Genomic DNA, 20,845 nt, shown 5'->3' with positions numbered 1-20,845 from the left:
AGGGAGACTTGCCTTAGCCCTTTTCTTTTCGAAAGAGAGGGACGGGAAATGAGAAAATACCTGAAAATGATCCGCAGGGGCGATCTGCTTATCATCCTTTTTTTGATGGCGGCCTCCTTCCTGCCGTTGGGGGTCTTCTCCTATCATCAAGCCAACGCGGAGAGTGCGGATAACATCGCCGTCATCAGCGTGGATGGCAAGATAGTGAAGGAATTTGTCCTGAAGGATGACGGCGAAACGGAGACGTATGTCTATCAGGACGACCACGGGCATGAGAACGTGATCGTGCGGGAAGGATCCCGAATCCGGATTACTTCCGCCGATTGCGACGACCAATTGTGTGTGCGCATGGGCGCGAAGGATGGCATCGGGGAGACGATCATGTGCCTGCCGAACCGCGTGCTGGTTGAAATACGCGGAGCCCAAGGGACGACCGCTGATGATGAAGAGGCCCTCGACATCATCTCCTGACAAATACTTAAGGGCAGAACAAAAGGAGTTTCTGTATGAAAATTCATTCGATGTGGGACCAGTATCCGCTGTTACAGGCGGAATTGGTCGCCACCAATGAGCTGTTGGAAAAAAACATAACGCTCAAAAACCAGGCGGTCAGGGAAGCGATCCTATCGCGGCTGCTCTCGGGCGGGAAAATGCTGCGGCCGGCCTACTGCCTGCTGTTTTCCTACTATTCCCCGGAACGGGATGCGGAACGGGCGCAGGCGATCGCGGCCGCGGTGGAACTGCTGCATACTGCGACACTGATGCATGATGACGTCATCGATGAGGCCGGCACCCGCCGAGGCCAAGAGACGATGAACCGGGCATTCGGCAACCAGATTGCCGTCTATTCGGGGGATTACCTGTTCACGGTCTGTTTCCGGCTGCTGTCCGATTATGCCGGCGATGCGGCTGTGCTGAAGATCGACACGAACGGGATGGAGAGCATCCTGATCGGCGAGCTCAATCAGATGGATATGCGCTACAATCCGGACATGCGCATGCGCGATTATTTGCGCCAGATCCAGGGCAAGACGGCCCAGCTGTTCGCGTTGAGCTGCTATGCCGGGGCCTACGGGTCGGATGAGGACGACAAGCTGGCCCAGCTGGCCTATCGGATCGGCCACAATATCGGTATGGCCTTCCAGGTCATGGATGATGTCTTGGACTACACCCAGGACGAAAAGACCTTGGGCAAGCCGGCTCTGAGCGACTTCCGTAATGGCATCTACACGGCGCCTGTGCTTTACGCGATGCAAGCCGATCGCAAAGCGTTCGCTGCTTATATCGCCAAAGGGGCGGATGTGACAGCTGCGGAGCTCGCGGAGATTCATGCTTTGGTGGAACGCTATGGCGGCAATCGCGCTGCACAGGCGTTGGCCAGGAAGTACACGACAAAAGCGCTGAAGTTGATCAAAAAGTTGCCGGACCATCCCGTAAAGGAAACGCTAACGAAATTAACTGAGCAATTGCTTTATCGCAATATGTAGCAAAGCTTTCGTAGCGCGTTATGTGGATTGATAGCATTTTATTTTGAGACAAAACATCAGAAAATAATGGTTTTTTAGTGAAATATAAGGATTTTATTTGGCTAAAGATGTAACAAATGGTATGATAAGTAAGTGGATAGATATAGGGGGCTTGTGATTGGCATCACATATCTGACCGCTATCATAATAAAAGAACAGGGTGGGATAGATTATGGAATTAAAGAAAACGTTATCTACGGCAACTCTTTTGCTGGCATCAACTTTCGTATTAGCAGCTTGCGGCGGAGCCGACACAGAGACTGAATCCTCAGAAGCGGCTTCATCCGAAGTTGTAGTGGAGTCTTCTTCAGAAGCTACTTCAGAAGCTACTTCAGAAGCGGCAGCTGAATTAAAAGACGGCACTTACACATTGGTTGAAAAGAACTTCGATACGCGTGGCTGGAAAACTGAGTTCTCGATCACTGTAGTGGACGGAAAAATCACTGAATCTGCATATGAGAACGTGAACGAGGCCGGCGCGAAGAAATCCGAAGATGCAGACTACCAAGCTAGAATGGTAGAAAAAGCTGGCGTGGGTCCTGCTGATTACTTCCCTGCATTGAACAACCAGTTAGTTGAAAAACAAGATCCGGAAGCAGTAGAAGTCGTTACTGGTGCAACAGGTTCTAGTGATACTTTTAAAAAGTACGCTCCAATGTTGGTTGAAGCAGCTGAAGCTGGCGACACAACTACAATCGAAATCGATAACGTAGTCGAAGAAGAATAAGCCGGATTTCCGCCTTTTTAGGTGGATTCGGCAATAAAAAAGATTACCATAGACAGGTAGGGACAGCGTTCTTGTTCCTGCCTGTCTTTTTAAATGTAGATACGGGGTGAGCGGATGAAAAAATATATCAATAAGGCCGGTCTGGCAAGCGCATTGTCGCTGGCGCTCCTTTTTGGAGGCTGCGCCAACGGGGACGTGCAGGAAGAAGCGGCGATACGGAAAGAACCTTATGAGAAAACGGAATTTCTGATGGGGACCTATGTGACGGTGCGCATCTATGACGAAGGCAAAGAGGCTGTTTTGGAAGAAGCTTTCGACCGTGTGGCCGAACTGGCCGATAAAATCACGGTGAATGAACCCGGATCGGAAATCGATGCAGTCAATGCCGCGGCAGGGACGGCTGTGGAACTGTCGGAGGATATCTATCCGCTGGTACGGAGCGCTTGGGACTACAGCGAGGCATCCAATGGTGATTTTGACCTGTCGATCGGACCGATCACGGAGTTGTGGCATATCGGTTTCGAGGACGCCAGAAAGCCGGAACAAAGCGAAATCGATGCAGCGCTGACTTTGGTCGATTACGAGCGCGTCGTGCTGGATGATGCAGCGCAGACCGTCCAGTTGGCGGATGCGGGTATGCGGTTGGACCTGGGCGCCATCGCCAAGGGCTACATCACCGACGAAGTGAAGGAACTCTTGGTGGAGGAAGGCGTGACGACCGCCATCATCGACCTTGGCGGCAACGTCTATGTGCTGGGAGGTTCGCCTTTGCGCGAAGGGGAGTCCTGGAATGTAGGCATCCAGGATCCGTTGGCGGCACGCGGGGAAACGATCGGAAAGACGAAACAAAAAGACCGTTCGATCGTGACTTCGGGCATCTATGAACGCTACATCGAAGTGGACGGCGTCAGCTATCACCATCTGATGGATCCGGAAACGGGCTATCCATTCGATAACGACATCGCCGGCGTTTCGATCCTGTCCGATAAGTCGATCGATGGGGATGCCTTATCGACGCTCGTCTTCGGTCTCGGGATGGAAGCGGGTCTGGCCTATGTCAACGAACGCGACGATATCGAAGCCGTTTTTGTCACAAAGGACAAGAAAGTCTACGTTTCGGACGGTTTGACGGATAATTTTGAACTGACGAACGACGATTACGTTTGGGAAAATGAATAGGGGTGAATGAGATGAATGTACCTGTATTTTTGGAATTTGTGGAAATCAAGACGAAGTTGGCCAGTCTGTTTCCGTTTGTGCTGGGGACCTTATTTACGCTCTACCATTTCGGCAGTATCAATGGGTTGAACACGATTTTGTTCTTCATCGCCATGGTCGTTTTTGACATGGCGACGACGGCCATCAACAACACGATGGACTTTGTGAAGGCGAAGAATCTGGTTTACCGCGACGAGGAGAACATCCTCGGGAAAGCGGGGATTTCCGTCAAACAGGCTGCGAAGATCATCGTTTCGATGATTGCGTTCGCGGCGCTGCTCGGGTTGATTTTGACGGCGCGGACCAATCTGCTGCTGTTGGTGATCGGGGCGCTCTGCTTTGCGATCGGGATCCTCTATACATTCGGTCCGTTTCCGATTTCGCGGATGCCTTTGGGTGAAGTGGCATCGGGGCTGACGATGGGCTTCGGCATTTTCTTCATCGCCGTGTTCGTGAATGTGCCGGCCGGGACGCTGGCGGCGCTCTTGTTGCAATGGCCGAACTTTACATTGTCGGGAAACATCGCGAATCTGTTGGTCATCCTGCTCCAGTCGGCTCCGCTTGTGTTCAGCATCGCCAACATCATGCTGGCGAACAACATCTGCGATCATGAAACGGACATCTCCAATCACCGCTACACGCTGACTTTCTATATCGGCAAGCCGGTTGCCGTGCGCCTGTATGCCTGGTTGTACTACGGGGCTTTCGCTGCGACGACAGCATCGGTGCTGTTCGGGATCTATCCGGTCTGGATGCTGTTCATCTGGGCGATCTTCCCGATCATCCAACGCAACATCCAACGCTTCAAAGCCAAACAGGACAAAGCGACTACCTTCAATCTGGCGATCAAAAATCTGATCCTTTATCACGGCTTGGAGATCATCCTGTTGATTGTGTCGCTTATCCTGAAATGATCACCATCAGAGATGGAGCCCCTGCGGATGAGTTTTTCCTGAAGGAAATGACTTATCAGGCGATCTATTCGCCCAAAGGCGGGGGCTTTTTGCCGCGGAAGATCTTGGAAGAACCCGCAATCCGGCGTTACTATGCGGACTTCGGCAGAGCAGGCGATTTAGCATTCGTGGCGCTTTCCGACGGCGAAGCAGTCGGGGCGGTGTGGATCCGTTTTGCGACGGCTGCCCCGAAAGGCTACGGCTTCGTCCGTGCAGACGTGCCGGAACTCATGCTTGCGGTGCTGCCGGCTTTGCGTGGGCATGGCATCGGGACTGCGTTGCTGGATCGGATGCTGAGTCATCTGCGTGCGACCGATTTGGAGGCTGTCTCCTTGAGCGTGGCCCGCCCCAACCCGGTGCGCCGCCTCTATGAGCGCTACGGCTTCCGAATCGTGAAAAAACAGCGAAATTCTTGCACGATGTTGCTGGAGTTAAAAATGAAGATAGGGTAAACCGTTTTCATAAAAACGGAATTCCGAATGGTTTCTAAAATTGTGTCCAAAATGTTACTTCTTACTTTTAATGAAAGCGTGTTTGCGTTATAATGGCTATGGATTCGAAGTGTCTTATCTTTCGGAATCTTCATTTATTGAGCAAGAAAGCGCTATATTCATCCCCTGCATTTTCCGTCCGCTTAAATAAAGAGAACGAGGTCAGTTGCAATCGAAACGGGTTCGCCTGTTCCGCGAAAGAACTTTCCTTGTCCCTATTTGGAGGATTAAAAATGAAGGACAAACTTTTTGGTATTTTGCAGCGTGTTGGACGTTCATTTATGTTGCCAATCGCCATTTTGCCAGTAGCCGGACTCTTTTTGGGTATCGGTGGGTCATTTACTAATGCTACTACACTAGAAACATATGGTTTAACAGAATTGATGGGTCAAGGGACATTCATTTATGATGTTCTGAACGTAATGAACCAGGCTGGATCTGTTGTCTTTGGCAACTTGCCGTTGATCTTCGCTGTCGGCTGTGCCATCGGTATGGCGAAAGCTGAAAAAGCGACTGCATCTTTGGCTGCTGTCATCGCTTTCCTGATCATGCATTCATCAATCGGCGCTATGATCGTAGCCCGTGGCGGCGCAGATCAGTTCATCGAAGGTTCAATCTCAAACGTATTGGGTATCGAGTCATTGCAAATGGGTGTTTTTGGAGGTATGATCGTCGGTTTGGGTGTTGCTGCACTTCATAATCGCTTTTATAAAATTCAATTACCAGCTGCTCTTTCATTCTTTGAAGGCACTCGTTTTGTTCCGATCATCTCATCGATCGTCTACTTGTTCGTAGGTATCCTGATGGTTTACATCTGGCCGCCAGTGCAAGAAGGCATCAATGCAATCGGTGCTTTGGTACAAGGTTCCGGTTACGCTGGAACATGGCTCTATGGTTTCATGGAGCGTGCGTTGATTCCTTTCGGTCTGCACCACGTATTCTACTTGCCTTTCTGGCAAACAGCAGTGGGCGGAACGATGGAAGTCGGCGGAAAAATGGTCGAAGGTGCACAAAACATCTTCTTCGCGCAATTGGCTGATCCTGACACAACTGTCTTCAGCGTTGCAGCTACCCGCTTCATGTCAGGTAAATTCCCGTTGATGATCTTCGGTTTGCCTGGTGCTGCTTTAGCGATGTACCGCACAGCTAAACCAGAAAAAAGAAAAGAAGCCGGCGGACTATTGTTGTCTGCTGCCTTGACTTCCATGCTTACTGGTATCACTGAGCCATTGGAATTCACATTCTTGTTTGTTGCTACACCGTTGTATGTCATCCACTCTGTTTTGGCCGGTGCTGCTTACATGTTGATGCATATGTTCAACGTAGGCGTCGGTATGACTTTCTCAGGCGGATTCATCGATATGTTCTTGTACGGTATCCTGCAAGGGAATGCCAAAACAAACTGGATCTGGATCGTGTTCGTCGGTCTTGCTTACTTCGTAGTCTACTACTTCCTGTTCTCGTTCTTGATCAAGAAGTTCAACTACAAGACTCCAGGTCGTGAAGATGATTCGACTGAAGTGAAATTGTATACACGTGCTGACATGAATGCGAAAGCCCAAGAAGGCGCTGCAGACGTTGCGTCAGTCGTGAAAAACGAAACGGATGAAATGTCAGCTTCCATCATTTATGGTCTGGGTGGCGCGGCAAACATCGTGGACGTCGACAGCTGTGCGACTCGTCTGCGTACAACCGTTGCAAACGGAGATTTGGTTGATGCGGAATTATTGAAGGGCACGGGAGCATCCGGCGTCATCCATAAAGGAAACGGCGTTCAAGTTGTTTACGGACCGAAAGTTTCTGTCATCAAATCAAACCTGGAAGAATTCATCGAAAGCGGCAGTGCCGCGAAATTGCCTTCTAAAGAAGACTACTATGGTCTGAAGGCTGTTGAGAAAACAGAAGAAAAAGCTGTAGAAAAGACAGCAGCACCTGCTGTTGAAGAAAAAGCGACAGTTGCCACTACTTTGCGTTCTCCGATCGCTGGTATCGCCATTCCACTGACTCAAGTGGATGATGCTGCCTTCGCTAGTGAAGCGTTGGGTAAAGGGGTCGCAATCGAACCTGCAGTCGGTGAGGTTGTTTCGCCGATCAACGGTAAAGTCGTAATGGTTTTCGACACGAAGCATGCTATCGGTCTTGAATCAGACGAAGGTGTTGAAATTTTGATCCACATCGGATTGGATACTGTCAATCTGAAGGGTGAAGGTTTCACTACCTACGTTAAGGCTGGGGATTTTGTTGAAATCGGAGACAAATTGGTTGATTTCGATATCGACTTCATCAAAGCTTCCGGTTACAAGACAACTACTCCTATGGTAATCACAAACACTTTCAATTACAAAAACATTGAAGTTGTTGCAGAAGGCACTGTAGATCTTGGCGATGCAATCGTTACAGTTCAATAAGAAGTAAGATTCAACACGGATAAGGTAATGCAGAAATGAATAGCGCAACAAAAAGGTTTCCGGTCTCAGATCCGGAAGCCTTTTTGTATTTTTGGGCGCATCTGCAAAAATAAAAGGGTTGACTATTTGGGACAGGCGCTCTAATATTAGCTTGTATTGTGTACACAAATAGAGAGAAAATAGGTGAGCGACATGGCTATCAGAAAAGCCGCATTAGCCTGTACCGTATGTGGATCAAGGAACTATACCATCACACCTACTGAAAAAGGTCGTACAGAACGTTTGGAAGTCAAGAAATTTTGCCGGTACTGCGGGAAGCATACCTTGCATAAAGAAACGAAATAAAGACGAAACTGGCAACATATAGTAGGAGGATAAGCATGAAATTTCTGAAGAGCGTAGCGGATGAAATGAAGCAAGTGACTTGGCCGACTGGTAAGGAATTAGCAAAATATACAAATACGGTAGTCGTTACCACAATTCTATTCGCATTATTTTTTGCCGTAGTAGATTTTGGGATCACAGAGGCAATGGATTTAATCTTAAATTAAAAAGAAGATTTGTAGCCATACGGTCTTCGTGATGCTATAATGTTAACGCCGTACAGAAGGAACCTTTCAACACAGGAAGGTTTTTTTGTTTACAAAGAAATGAAGTCAAATAAAAATCCACCAAGAAAGAAGATGCAGAAATGGAAACGATCGAAAACGAAAAACAATGGTATGTGTTGCACACTTATTCAGGTTATGAGAACAAAGTAAAACTGAATATCGAATCGCGTGCGCAAAGCATGAATATGGAAGACCATATCTTCCGCGTTGTCATCCCTGAAGAAGAGCAAGTGGAAGTGAAGGACGGCAAAGAGAAGGCGACTACTCAAAAAACGTTCCCTGGTTATGTGTTGGTTGAAATGATCATGTCTGATGAAGCGTGGTTCGTAGTCCGTAATACACCGGGCGTTACCGGTTTCGTCGGATCGCACGGAGCGGGAAGCAAGCCGTCCGCGTTATTGAATGAAGAAATCGAAGTAATCCTGAAGCGTATGGGCATGAGCACGCGTACGCATGATGTGAACTTCGAAAAAGGCGAGCCTGTCACCATCACCGATGGCGCATTCAACGGCTTGTCAGGGTTCGTTGAAGAAGTGGACAGCGAAAAAGGCAAGCTGAAAGTCATGATCGAAATGTTCGGCCGCGAAACAATTGCCGAGCTCGATTACGACCAAGTAGACAAAGGCTAAGAAAAGCTAAAAAAACTATTGCATTAATCTGGATGTACTGATACAATATATCGGTACGTTCAGGCGTATGGATTGAGTGGGAGGGGAAATCTTAACCCCATTAAACCACATCACGAACAATCAAGGAGGTATGTCTCGTGGCTAAAAAAGTTGTTAAATTAGTTAAGTTACAAATTCCTGCAGGTAAAGCATCTCCTGCTCCACCGGTAGGTCCAGCTTTGGGTCAAGCGCAAGTAAACATCATGGGATTCTGTAAAGAATTCAATGCACGTACTGCTGACCAAGCAGGTATGATCATTCCCGTCGTCATTTCTGTATATGAAGATCGTTCATTCACCTTCATTACAAAAACTCCTCCAGCTCCAGTATTGCTGAAAAAAGCTGCAGGTATCGAATCAGGTTCAGGCGAACCAAACAAGAAAAAAGTTGGTACCGTAACACGTGACCAAGTTAAAGAAATCGCTGAAACAAAAATGGTAGACTTGAATGCAGCAGACGTAGAAGCTGCTATGCGTATGGTCGAAGGTACTGCCCGTTCAATGGGTATTACAGTTCAAGACTAATTCAAAAGGCAGCTTCTCATGTGGTCTTCCGAAAGCTCGCAAGACGTTCTGGGCCACAAGTGGGAGGTAAAACCGTTAAAACCACAATCTAGGAGGAAAATTCAATGGCTAAGAAAAGTAAAAAATTCCAAGATGCTGCGAAAAAAGTAGATTCTACTAAAGCATATTCAGTAGAAGAAGCAGTAGCATTAGCGAAAGAAGTCGATTTTGCAAAATTCGACGCAACTGTTGAGGTCGCTTACCGTTTAGGAATCGACACTCGTAAAAATGACCAACAAATCCGTGGAGCAGTCGTGCTTCCAAACGGAACTGGTAAAACACAACGCGTTTTAGTGTTCGCTAAAGGCGAAAAAGCTAAAGAAGCGGAAGCTGCTGGGGCAGACTACGTAGGCGACGCAGATATGGTTCAAAAAATCCAAGGCGGATGGTTTGAATTTGATGTTGTCGTTGCAACTCCTGACATGATGGGTGAAGTTGGACGTTTGGGTCGTGTATTGGGACCTAAAGGCTTGATGCCAAACCCTAAAACAGGTACTGTAACAATGGACGTAACAAAAGCTATTGACGAAATCAAAGCTGGTAAAGTTACATACCGTGCTGACAAAGCTGGTAACATCCACGTTCCTATCGGTAAAGTATCATTCGACGATGCTAAATTGATGGAAAACTTCCGTACAATCCACGATGTAATCTTGAAAGCTAAACCAGCAACTGCTAAAGGCCAATACGTTAAAAATGTAAGTGTAACAACTACATTTGGACCTGGCGTTAAAGTGGACGCAAGCTCTTTATAAAAAAACCTTGACCTCAGCGACTATCTTTGGTATAGTCGTTGAGGTTAATATATGCTTACCGAAGACAGCAGGGGGTGCGAGCCTTAATATACCTGCCGAGGAAGAATCCAATGAGATATTTATGGATCCTCTATGTCTAGGTGACATAGAGTTTTTTGTTTTTACAAGAAATTCTATCATAAAATCCAGGGGGTGAAATATAAGATGAGTGAAGCTGCTATTGCACAAAAACAACTGTTGGTTGAAGAACTGACAACAAAAATCCAAGAATCCGCATCTGTAGTCGTTGTTGATTATTTAGGTCTTACTGTTGAACAGGTGACTGAATTAAGAAAACAATTGCGTGAAGCTGGCGTAGAAATGAAAGTTATCAAAAACTCTCTAATGGTACGTGCTGCTGTCGCTGCAGGTTTGGAAGGCATGGAAAGCATCTTCAAAGGACCTACTGCTGTTGCATTCAGTTCTGAAGATGTTGTAGCTCCAGCCAAAATCATGGCCGAATTTGCAAAAACTGCTGATAAACTAGAAATCAAAGGTGGTATCGTTGAGGGTAACGTTTCTTCTAAAGAAGAAATCGAAGCTTTGGCAAAACTACCAAACCGCGAAGGTATGCTTTCTATGTTACTTTCAGTACTACAAGCTCCAGTCCGCAACTTTGCGTTGGCTATTAAAGCTGTATCCGAGAAAGACGGCGAAGCTGCATAATTTGCAGTTCTGCTAGATGAACCAAAACACAAGCCTCTTTAATGGAGGCACAAAAAAACTTAAACCAAAAACGGAGGAACACAAAATGTCATTAAACATCGAAGCAATCATTGCTGACATCAAAGTAGCAACAGTTCTAGAATTAAACGACTTAGTAAAAGCTATCGAAGAAGAATTCGGCGTAACAGCTGCAGCTCCAGTAGCAGCAGCAGGCGCAGTAGCAGCAGCAGAAGAAGAGCAAACTGAATTCAACGTTGAATTAACTTCAGCTGGAGATTCTAAAATCAAAGTAATCAAAGTTGTACGTGAAGCTACAGGCCTAGGCTTGAAAGAAGCTAAAGCTCTAGTTGACGGCGCTCCTGGCGTTATCAAAGAAGCTGTATCTAAAGAAGATGCTGAAGCATTGAAAGCTCAATTAGAAGAAGTTGGCGCTTCTGTAACAGTTAAATAATCTTTTTTCAAAAGATTATTTCTACAGAAACACAATTCTAGATTGTGTAAATAGACTGGCCAGGATAAGCAATTATCCTGGCTTTTCTTGTATTTTCCCTGCAGTGTCGGACTTCCGTCAGAAGGAGTTGGAAATATGTCAAATCATTACTACACAAAGAATCCTGAGACCGAAAGCAAGGAAGCTTCCTGGACTTTCCCTTTGAGGGGCCGTGAGTTTCGTTTCATCTCGGACAGCGGTGTCTTCTCCAAAAAAACGGTCGACTTCGGTTCGCGCTTGCTGATCGAAACGTTCCGCTTGAATGAGGAGGTTGCCGGGGATATCTTGGATGTCGGCTGCGGCTACGGTCCGATGGGGCTGGCGCTAGCCTATGCCTATCCTGCAAGATTGGTGGAGATGGTGGACGTAAACGAGCGGGCTATGTCTTTAGCGCGCAGAAATGCGGAAGCCAACAACATCCGCAATGTGAAAGTCTACGAGTCGAATACCTACGACCAAGTGCCAGAAGAAAGGCAATTCGCGGCTATCGTCAGTAATCCGCCGATCCGCGCCGGTAAACAGGTCGTTCATCGCATCCTGTCGGAAGCGCACGTGCATCTCTTGCCGGGCGGCACGCTGACTGTAGTCATCCAAAAGAAGCAAGGCGCGCCGAGTGCTGAGCAAAAGATGTTGGATGTCTTCGGGAATGTCGCAGTCATTGCCCGCGACAAAGGCTATTGGATCATCCAATCGGTCAAAGCCTAGCACGTGTCCCGGATCGGATGCGAGCGAAAGACTGTTGACAAATGAAAATCATGTGTGTAGAATAGTAAGGTAATATAGACGCATAAGATAATTCAGAAAACGCGACTGAAATATTGTCCAGACGCGCTTTTCAAGGCAGAAAACAAAAGAAAGAGTAATTTTCTCAGAAATTGCAACCTTCTTTTGGTTTTTTTTTGCCAAAAAAACGTTGCGGATTGTATATGTAACAAAAACGTAACACTTGTTGCGAAAATGCAACATAAGAGTGTGTTGTCGCTAAAGGTCTAAATTTAAGTAGGGGTGAAGAAGTTGTTAGGGCATAATGAAAAATTCGGGAAACAACGTACCCGCAGAAGTTATTCGCGTATCAGTGAAGTGTTAGAGCTTCCTAACCTGATTGAGATTCAAACGGATTCTTACAAATGGTTCCTGGAAACCGGGATCAAAGAGATGTTCAAGGACATCACGCCGATTGAAGATCACACAGGGAACTTAGCATTGGAATTTGTCGATTATGAATTCCATGCTCCAAAATATACTGTTTCAGAAGCACGTGCACATGATGCCAACTACTCGGCGCCGATTTATGTAAAACTACGCTTGATCAATAAAGAAACAGGCGAAATCAAAGACCAGGAAGTTTTCTTTGGTGATTTCCCATTAATGACAGATATGGGTACCTTCATCATCAACGGAGCGGAACGTGTTATCGTCTCACAATTGGTTCGTTCTCCAGGCGTTTATTTCCATAACAAGATGGACAAAAACGGGAAAGAAAGCTTCGGCAACACGTTGATTCCTAACCGTGGCGCATGGTTGGAGTATGAAACGGATGCGAAAGATATCTCTTACGTCCGTATCGACCGCACCAGAAAAATCCCGTTGACCGTTTTGGTCCGCGCATTGGGCTTCGGTTCGGATGATCAGATTCTTGAGATCTTCGGCGACAACGAAAGCTTACGCCTGACTATGGAAAAAGATGTACATAAGAATGCATCAGACTCCAGAACAGAAGAAGCGTTGAAAGACGTCTACGAGAGACTTCGTCCAGGCGAACCGAAAACGGCCGACAGCTCGCGTAACTTGCTGAATGCCCGTTTCTTCGACCCAAGAAGATATGATATGGCTCCGGTTGGACGCTATAAAGTAAATAAAAAATTGAATGTCAAAACACGCTTGTACAACCAGACATTGGCTGAAACATTGGTCGATCCTGAGACAGGTGAAATCATCGCGGAAAAAGGAACCGAATTGGATCGCGGCGTAATGGAACGCTTAGCGCCTTATTTGGATAACGGCTTGAACCAAGTGACGTTGTACCCTACTGATGATGGTGTTGTGACTGATCCGGTCGTTATGCAGGTAGTGAAAGTCTACTCTAAGAAAGACCCTGAGAAAGTCATCAACATCATCGGAAATTCCGAAATTGCTGACGATATCAAACATCTGACGACTGCCGATATCTTTGCTTCCATGAACTACTTCTTCAATCTTTCTGAAGGACTGGGAACAACGGATGACATCGACCACTTGGGTAACAGACGTATCCGTTCGGTCGGAGAGTTGTTGCAGAACCAATTCCGTATCGGTTTGTCACGGATGGAGCGTGTCGTGCGCGAAAGAATGTCCATCCAGGATGTTTCTACCGTAACACCGCAACAATTGATCAACATCCGCCCGGTAGTGGCTGCAATCAAAGAATTCTTTGGTTCATCCCAATTGTCGCAGTTCATGGACCAAACGAATCCGTTGGGCGAATTGACGCACAAACGTCGTCTTTCTGCCTTAGGACCCGGTGGTTTGACGCGGGACCGTGCCGGATATGAAGTCCGAGACGTTCACTATTCCCACTATGGCCGTATGTGTCCGATCGAAACGCCTGAGGGCCCGAATATCGGACTGATCAACAGCTTGTCCAGTTATGCGAAAATCAACAAATATGGCTTCATTGAAACACCTTACCGCCGTGTTGACTGGAACACGCATAAGGTTACCAATATCATCGACTACTTGACTGCTGACGAAGAAGATAACTTCACCGTAGCGCAAGCCAACTCGGTCCTATTGGAAGACGGAAGCTTCGCCAACAATATCGTCATGGCCCGTTATATCCATGACAACTTGGAAGTTCCGATCGAACGCGTCGATTACATGGACGTTTCTCCAAAACAAGTAGTTGCTGTCGCGACAGCCTGCATCCCGTTCTTGGAAAACGATGACTCCAACCGTGCTTTGATGGGTGCCAACATGCAACGTCAAGCTGTTCCGCTGATCAACCCGCAAGCACCGTTCGTCGGTACCGGGATGGAATACAAAGCCGCCCATGACTCAGGCGCAGCCCTGTTGTGCCAAAATGATGGTGTGGTTGAATACGTGGATGCCAAAGAAATCCGTGTCCGTCGCGACAATGGCGCTTTGGATAAATACGAAATCATCAAGTTCCAACGTTCCAACTCAGGAACTTGCTATAACCAACGTCCAATCGTAGCTTTGGGTGACCGTGTCGATGTCGGCGAGACATTAGCGGATGGCCCATCTATGGAAAAAGGCGAAATGGCTCTTGGACAGAACGTTTTGGTTGCCTTCATGACTTGGGAAGGTTACAACTACGAGGATGCTGTTATCATGAACGAACGTCTTGTCCGTGATGATGTGTACACTTCTATCCATATCGAAGAATACGAATCAGAAGCACGTGATACGAAGCTTGGACCTGAAGAAATCACCCGCGAATTGCCTAACGTCGGCGAAGATGCTTTGAAAGATCTTGACGAGCGCGGCATCATCCGCATCGGTGCGGAAGTCAAAGATGGGGATATCCTAGTCGGTAAAGTCACTCCTAAAGGGATGACGGAACTGTCCGCGGAAGAACGTCTATTGCATGCCATCTTCGGTGAAAAAGCCCGCGAAGTGCGCGATACATCGCTACGTGTTCCTCACGGCGGCGGCGGTATCGTCCACGATGTGAAGATCTTTACCCGTGAAGCAGGGGATGAATTGTCACCTGGCGTGAATTTGTTGGTGCGTGTCTACATCGTTCAAAAACGTAAAATCAACGAAGGGGATAAGATGGCTGGACGTCATGGTAACAAAGGGGTTGTATCCCGTATCATGCCTGAAGAAGATATGCCATACATGCCAGACGGCACGCCTGTTGACATCATGTTGAACCCTCTAGGGGTACCATCGCGTATGAACATCGGACAAGTATTGGAACTTCACTTAGGTATGGCTGCCCGTTCATTAGGCATCTACGTCGCATCTCCAGTATTCGATGGTGCGGATGAAGATGACGTTTGGGGTACTGTGGCTGAAGCCGGTATGGCGAACGATGCCAAAACCATCCTTTATGATGGCCGTACAGGTCAACCGTTCGATAACCGTGTATCCGTCGGCGTCATGTACTATCTGAAACTTTCCCACATGGTTGATGATAAATTGCATGCTCGTTCAACTGGACCATACTCTTTAGTTACGCAACAACCATTGGGTGGTAAAGCTCAGTTCGGTGGACAACGTTTCGGAGAGATGGAAGTTTGGGCACTGGAAGCTTATGGTGCTGCCTATACATTGCAAGAAATCTTGACATACAAATCAGATGATGTTGTCGGTCGTGTGAAAACATACGAAGCGATCGTCAAAGGCGAAACAATTCCTCGTCCAGGTGTACCTGAATCATTCCGCGTATTGGTGAAAGAATTGCAAGCACTCGGATTGGATATGAAAGTGCTTGATGAAGCAGAAGAAGAAATCGAATTGCGCGACATGGATGAAGAAGACGATGTTGTGAATATGGAAAGATTAAATAAACAATCTGAAGCAATGAAGAGAGACTAATCCGTGTTCCCGGACGCTGCTGAAGCGTTCGGGCGCATGTTTGATCAAAGCGCATTGCCTCACGAGAAACGCAGATAGAGCATTTTGGGCAGCTCAAAGAATAAAGGGAGGTTGGCCCCTTGATAGACGTTAATAAATTTGAAAGTATGCAAATCTCTTTGGCTTCTCCTGATAAGATCCGTAGCTGGTCTTACGGGGAAGTTAAAAAACCAGAAACAATCAACTACAGAACACTGAAACCTGAAAAAGAAGGTTTGTTCTGTGAGCGAATTTTTGGACCGCAAAAGGACTGGAAATGTTCATGTGGTAAATACAATGGTATCCGTTACAAAGGCATCGTTTGCGATCGCTGTGGCGTTGAAGTAACCCGCGCTAAGGTCCGTCGTGAAAGAATGGGCCATATCGAATTGGCTGCTCCTGTAACCCATGTATGGTACTTCAAAGGGATTCCTAGCCGTATGGGACTTGTATTGGATATGAGCCCGCGTGCATTGGAAGAAATCATTTACTTCGCTTCCTACGTTGTCATCGAACCAGGTGATACTGTCTTGGAATCGAAACAGTTGCTGACAGAAAGAGAATACCGTGACAAACGGGCGCAATTCGGAAATGGTTTCCATGCGGCCATGGGTGCGGAAGCAATCAAGCAATTGCTTGATCGCGTCGATGTCGATACTGAATGTGAACAATTAAAAGAAGACTTGAAATCCGCGACTGGACAAAAACGTACGCGTGCAATCCGTCGTTTGGATATCTTGGATGCTTTCCGTTCTTCAGGGAACAAACCTAGCTGGATGATCATGGATGTAATCCCGGTTATCCCTCCAGATTTGCGTCCGATGGTTCAATTGGAAGGCGGCCGTTTCGCAACAAGTGACTTGAACGACCTTTACCGTCGTGTCATCAACCGTAACAACCGTCTGAAACGCTTGTTGGATCTGAACGCACCGAACATCATCGTTCAGAATGAAAAACGCATGCTGCAGGAAGCTGTCGATGCTTTGATCGATAACGGTCGTCGCGGCCGTCCTGTAACAGGACCAGGTAACCGTCCATTGAAATCACTTTCGCACATGTTGAAAGGGAAACAAGGGCGTTTCCGTCAAAACTTGCTGGGTAAACGTGTTGACTACTCCGGACGTTCCGTAATCGTAGTTGGACCTTTCCTGAAAATGTACCAATGTGGCTTGCCGAAAGAAATGGCGATCGAGTTGTTCAAACCGTTCTTGATGAAAGAATTGGTTGCCCGTGATATCGCAAGCAACATCAAAAATGCAAAACGCAAAATCGACCGTATGGACGATGATGTCTGGGATGTATTGGAAGATGTCATCAGAGAACATCCGGTATTGCTGAACCGCGCACCGACGCTTCACCGTTTGGGTATCCAAGCATTTGAACCGGTACTTGTCGAAGGTAAAGCAATCCGTCTGCATCCGTTGGTATGTGAAGCCTATAACGCCGATTTCGATGGTGACCAAATGGCCGTCCACGTACCGCTGGGCGAAGAAGCACAAGCAGAAGCGCGTCTATTGATGCTGGCTGCACAGAACATCTTGAATCCAAAAGATGGTAAACCAGTCGTAACCCCATCCCAGGATATGGTCTTGGGTAACTATTACCTGACGCTGGAAGAAATCAATAAAGTCGGCGAAGGAATGATCTTCTCCAACGCTGAAGAAGCGGGTCTGGCTTATGAAGGTGGATTTGTCCATCTGCATACCAGAGTAGCGATCAGCACGAATTCGTTGCCTAAGAAACCATGGACAGAATGGCAAAGAGGCCGTCTGTTGGTGACGACAGTCGGTAAGATCTTCTTTAACGAAATCATGCCGGATGAATTCCCGTATTTGAACGAACCAACGCAATTCAACTTGGATGTAGCGACTCCGGATAAATACTTTGTTGAAGCCGGCGAAGACGTTCAGGCGTTCATCAAGAAACAAGAAATTGTCGGACCGTTCAAGAAGAAATACCTTGGAAATATCATTGCTGCCGTCTTCAAGAAGTTCCAAGTAACGGAAACTTCGAAGATGTTGGACAAAATGAAGGACCTGGGTTACAAAATCTCGACTCGTGCAGGTATCACTGTAGGGATCGCCGATATCTTGGTATTGGAATCCAAAGCAGAGATTCTGGAAAGAGCGCACAAAAAAGTCGATAACATCACAAAACAATTCCGTCGTGGTCTGATCACCGATGATGAAAGATACAACAGCGTCATCACAACTTGGAACATGGCGAAAGATGAAATCCAGATCGAACTGATGAAGACATTGGGACAAGAAAATCCGATCTTCATGATGAGTGATTCCGGAGCCCGTGGTAACATCTCCAACTTTACGCAACTTGCCGGTATGCGTGGTCTGATGGCCGCTCCAAATGGTAAGATCATGGAACTGCCGATCACTTCGAACTTCCGTGAAGGACTAAGCGTTTTGGAAATGTTTATCTCTACCCATGGAGCTCGTAAAGGGATGACCGATACAGCCTTGAAGACAGCCGATTCAGGTTACCTGACTCGTCGTTTGGTTGACGTTGCGCAAGATGTTATTATCCGTGAAGACGATTGCGGCACCGATCGTGGTCTGATCGTCCGTTCGATCCAAGAAGGCAATGAAGTCATTGAGGCCTTGGAAGAGCGTCTGATTGGCCGTTATGCTCAAAAAACAGTGGTTCATCCTGAAAACGGCAAAGTTCTTGCAGTTCATAACCAATTGATCACAGAAGATATGGCCAAGGAAATCATTGATGCTGGTATCGAAGAAGTGACGATCCGTTCCGTGTTCACATGTAACACAAGACACGGCGTCTGCAAACGTTGCTACGGCCGTAACTTGGCTACTGGTTCAAATGTTGAGGTCGGTGAAGCAGTCGGTACGATCGCTGCCCAATCCATCGGTGAACCGGGTACTCAATTGACCATGCGTACATTCCATACGGGTGGGGTTGCCGGAGACGATATCACACAAGGTTTGCCGCGTATCCAAGAAATCTTTGAAGCGCGTAATCCGAAAGGGCAAGCTGTCATCACAGAAGTTACCGGGGAAGTTGTCTCCATTGATGAGAGTGCGTCCGATCGTTCTAAAGAAGTAACAGTCAAAGGGATCACGGATACAAGAACGTATACCATTCCTTACACTGCACGTACGAAAGTGGCTGAAGGCGACATCGTTCACCGTGGGGATCCGTTGACTGAAGGGTCCATCGAGCCTAAGAGCTTGTTGCGCGTCCGCGATGTATTGTCTGTTGAGACGTACTTGCTGCGCGAAGTTCAGAAAGTATACCGTATGCAAGGGGTAGAAATCGGCGACAAGCATATCGAAGTTATGGTTCGTCAAATGTTGCGTAAAGTTCGCGTTATGGATCCGGGTTCAACAGATATCCTGCCAGGTACATTGATGGATATCTCAGATTTCGAAGACCGCAACCGTGCTGTCATCAACGCTGGGGAAGTTCCAGCAACAGCCCGTCCAGTTCTTTTGGGAATCACAAAAGCGTCATTGGAAACAAACAGCTTCTTGTCTGCTGCTTCCTTCCAAGAAACGACTCGTGTCCTGACGGATGCTGCAATCCGCGGCAAGAAAGACTCCTTGTTGGGTCTTAAAGAGAATGTTATCATCGGTAAGATCATCCCTGCTGGTACAGGTATGGCCCGCTACCGTAAGATGGAGCCAAAAGCCGTCGAAGCCGAAAGTGAGAGCGTCTATAGCATCACTGATACAGCCGAAATGGGTTCTGACCTATCTGATTACAGAGGATAAAAACAACAAACGTTCCGGAAAAGCAATTTGCTTTTCCGGGGCGTTTTTTTGTCGTTTGTATGTTTTTTTTCCTAGGATTGGGATTTGAAAATGGGTTTGTTGGCGTGATTCCCTGCGAAAATGGGTTTGGCGGGGAATATCATGCTGTCCGCGGATATTTTTCCCCGCCAAGGTGGTTTCGGCGGTTTTTCTGACTGTGATTTGAACTGATTTTCCCCGTCAAAATGGTTTTGACAGGTTATTTCTGTGCATAAATAAAATCCTCGAACAGAATTAGAGAGGCGTCAAAGCACCAAAACCATTTGCGCAAAGTGCACCACAACGGCAGACGCGGCGAGAAAGGGCCCGAACGGTAATCTGCGCTGCAAGGAGCTACCGTTTGTCAGGTAGGTGTGCAAAAAACAAAAGCCTGCGAAGAGGCTGGCCAACAGGATGATGAACAAGGTTGGTTCCAGCCCGAAAGCGAGGCTCAAGATCGAAAGCAGTTTGACGTCGCCGCCCCCGATTCCATCAGGAAGAGCGAGTCCGGTGAAGAACAGCAATGAAAAGATCACAAAAAAACTAATGAAGGCTGCTGGCCAATCCGTAGTAGGAAGAGTCATTTGATGAAATACGACACCGAAAAACAACAAGAGCTGAAAGCGATCAGGAATCAACAGATAGAGATAATCGGTAATCGATATGACCAGCAGCAACGAGAACATAAAGGCGAGAGCGAGTAACTGCAACAAGTCTGTTGCGTAGAAATAATAGAGAAGGCATGTCACAAAACCGGAAATGATTTCCGAAGCGAAGTACATCGGATCTATTTTTGTTGCACAGTAAGCACATTTGCCTCGGTGACATACATAAGAAACAATCGGAAAAAGATCTGTTGTCTGCAGTGTATGCTGGCAATGGACGCAGTGGGAGCGTGTGGTGGTGAAGTTTTCTTTGATCGGGATACGCGTTCCGAGTACAGTGAAGAAGGATCCGAAAATGGCTCCGAAATAAAAGATGGATATGTAAACGATGATGATCAAAACAATTCCTCCTTTACGAACAAACTGATTATAGTATCCGCAACTAGTCTGTTGAATCTTTTTGTTCGTAGGATGGGGAAATTTTTTTGAAAAACATTCCATTTAGTATTGACAGAGTGTTCGTCAGGTGGTAGACTGTTTAAGTTGTCAAATTAATCCTTTGTCCTGATGGAAAATATTTGTTGACAGATGGTCCTGGATTTGATAATATATAAGAGTTGCTACTGCAGTTCAAAAACGTCTGAAGTATCTCGAAAAAATATTTCGAAAAGGCGTTGACACCGGGCTGGTTAAGTGGTATTATAAATAAGCAATCACGTAATACGTGATGCGCGATTGACCTTTGAAAACTGAACAAAGAATGAACGAACCAAATGTGCAGGGAGCTTAGACTTCGGTCGA

18 protein-coding genes and 1 other annotated feature are annotated in these 20,845 nt (G+C 46.9%); of the genes, 17 read left to right on the top strand and 1 reads right to left on the bottom strand.

Features of this window, described 5'->3' with window-relative positions; all coding sequences use genetic code 11:
- Positions 1-48: 48 nt before the first annotated feature.
- The 17 genes from BM184_RS12560 (at position 49) to rpoC (ending at position 19,421) form a co-directional block, all read left to right on the top strand.
- Complete coding sequence (locus BM184_RS12560) at positions 49-471, top strand: NusG domain II-containing protein (RefSeq protein WP_086942750.1); 423 nt, start codon at positions 49-51, stop codon at positions 469-471.
- A gap of 35 nt (positions 472-506) precedes the next feature.
- Positions 507-1,487, top strand: a complete 981-nt coding sequence (locus tag BM184_RS12555) for a polyprenyl synthetase family protein (protein WP_086942749.1) — start codon at positions 507-509, stop codon at positions 1,485-1,487.
- Positions 1,488-1,698: 211 nt separating this feature from the next.
- Complete coding sequence (locus tag BM184_RS12550) at positions 1,699-2,253, top strand: FMN-binding protein (RefSeq protein WP_086942748.1); 555 nt, start codon at positions 1,699-1,701, stop codon at positions 2,251-2,253.
- A gap of 126 nt (positions 2,254-2,379) precedes the next feature.
- On the top strand, positions 2,380-3,432 hold the full coding sequence (locus tag BM184_RS12545) for an FAD:protein FMN transferase (protein WP_375152985.1): 1,053 nt from the start codon (positions 2,380-2,382) through the stop codon (positions 3,430-3,432).
- An 11-nt stretch (positions 3,433-3,443) separates the two neighbouring features.
- Positions 3,444-4,385: a 1,4-dihydroxy-2-naphthoate polyprenyltransferase gene (gene menA, locus BM184_RS12540; RefSeq protein WP_086942746.1), complete on the top strand. Its 942-nt coding sequence runs from the start codon at positions 3,444-3,446 to the stop codon at positions 4,383-4,385.
- Positions 4,382-4,876, top strand: a complete 495-nt coding sequence (locus BM184_RS12535) for a GNAT family N-acetyltransferase (protein WP_086942745.1) — start codon at positions 4,382-4,384, stop codon at positions 4,874-4,876. Before menA ends, BM184_RS12535 begins: the two co-directional genes overlap by 4 nt.
- Before the next feature lie 272 nt (positions 4,877-5,148).
- Positions 5,149-7,323 (top strand): PTS transporter subunit IIABC, encoded by a 2,175-nt coding sequence (locus BM184_RS12530; RefSeq protein WP_086942744.1) that lies wholly within the window; start codon positions 5,149-5,151, stop codon positions 7,321-7,323.
- Between the two features lie 192 nt (positions 7,324-7,515).
- Positions 7,516-7,668, top strand: coding sequence for a 50S ribosomal protein L33 (gene rpmG / locus BM184_RS12525; RefSeq protein ID WP_072763840.1), 153 nt, complete (start codon positions 7,516-7,518; stop codon positions 7,666-7,668).
- 35 nt (positions 7,669-7,703) lie between these two features.
- The gene (gene secE, locus BM184_RS12520) at positions 7,704-7,874 is read left to right on the top strand and encodes a preprotein translocase subunit SecE (protein WP_068622777.1); all 171 of its coding nucleotides are present in this window, start codon (positions 7,704-7,706) and stop codon (positions 7,872-7,874) included.
- Between the two features lie 140 nt (positions 7,875-8,014).
- Complete coding sequence (gene nusG, locus BM184_RS12515) at positions 8,015-8,563, top strand: transcription termination/antitermination protein NusG (RefSeq protein WP_068562459.1); 549 nt, start codon at positions 8,015-8,017, stop codon at positions 8,561-8,563.
- A gap of 137 nt (positions 8,564-8,700) precedes the next feature.
- Entirely contained in the window at positions 8,701-9,126 is a 426-nt protein-coding gene (rplK, locus tag BM184_RS12510; protein WP_068562458.1) for a 50S ribosomal protein L11, read from the top strand.
- Between the two features lie 104 nt (positions 9,127-9,230).
- Positions 9,231-9,920: a 50S ribosomal protein L1 gene (rplA, locus tag BM184_RS12505; RefSeq protein ID WP_086942743.1), complete on the top strand. Its 690-nt coding sequence runs from the start codon at positions 9,231-9,233 to the stop codon at positions 9,918-9,920.
- 40 nt (positions 9,921-9,960) lie between these two features.
- Positions 9,961-10,087: a sequence feature (ribosomal protein L10 leader region), on the top strand.
- Positions 10,088-10,124: 37 nt separating this feature from the next.
- On the top strand, positions 10,125-10,625 hold the full coding sequence (gene rplJ, locus BM184_RS12500) for a 50S ribosomal protein L10 (RefSeq protein ID WP_068562456.1): 501 nt from the start codon (positions 10,125-10,127) through the stop codon (positions 10,623-10,625).
- A gap of 85 nt (positions 10,626-10,710) precedes the next feature.
- Entirely contained in the window at positions 10,711-11,076 is a 366-nt protein-coding gene (gene rplL / locus BM184_RS12495) for a 50S ribosomal protein L7/L12 (protein WP_068562455.1), read from the top strand.
- A 135-nt stretch (positions 11,077-11,211) separates the two neighbouring features.
- Positions 11,212-11,820, top strand: coding sequence for a class I SAM-dependent methyltransferase (locus BM184_RS12490; RefSeq protein WP_086942742.1), 609 nt, complete (start codon positions 11,212-11,214; stop codon positions 11,818-11,820).
- A 309-nt stretch (positions 11,821-12,129) separates the two neighbouring features.
- Positions 12,130-15,657 carry a DNA-directed RNA polymerase subunit beta gene (gene rpoB / locus BM184_RS12485; RefSeq protein WP_177208661.1) on the top strand — a complete coding sequence of 1,176 codons (3,528 nt, stop codon included), beginning with the start codon at positions 12,130-12,132 and terminating at the stop codon, positions 15,655-15,657.
- Positions 15,658-15,776: 119 nt separating this feature from the next.
- Positions 15,777-19,421, top strand: a complete 3,645-nt coding sequence (gene rpoC, locus BM184_RS12480; RefSeq protein WP_086942740.1) for a DNA-directed RNA polymerase subunit beta' — start codon at positions 15,777-15,779, stop codon at positions 19,419-19,421.
- A 284-nt stretch (positions 19,422-19,705) separates the two neighbouring features.
- Here rpoC and BM184_RS12475 read toward each other — a convergent pair whose 3' ends face one another.
- A complete protein-coding gene (locus BM184_RS12475; RefSeq protein ID WP_177208660.1) occupies positions 19,706-20,443 on the bottom strand; it encodes a prepilin peptidase in 738 nt (245 codons plus the stop codon).
- Positions 20,444-20,845: the final 402 nt, after the last annotated feature.

Source organism: Trichococcus pasteurii (assembly GCF_900112935.1).
Lineage (GTDB): Bacteria > Bacillota > Bacilli > Lactobacillales > Aerococcaceae > Trichococcus > Trichococcus pasteurii.
This window is presented reverse-complemented; position numbering and strand designations above follow the sequence as displayed.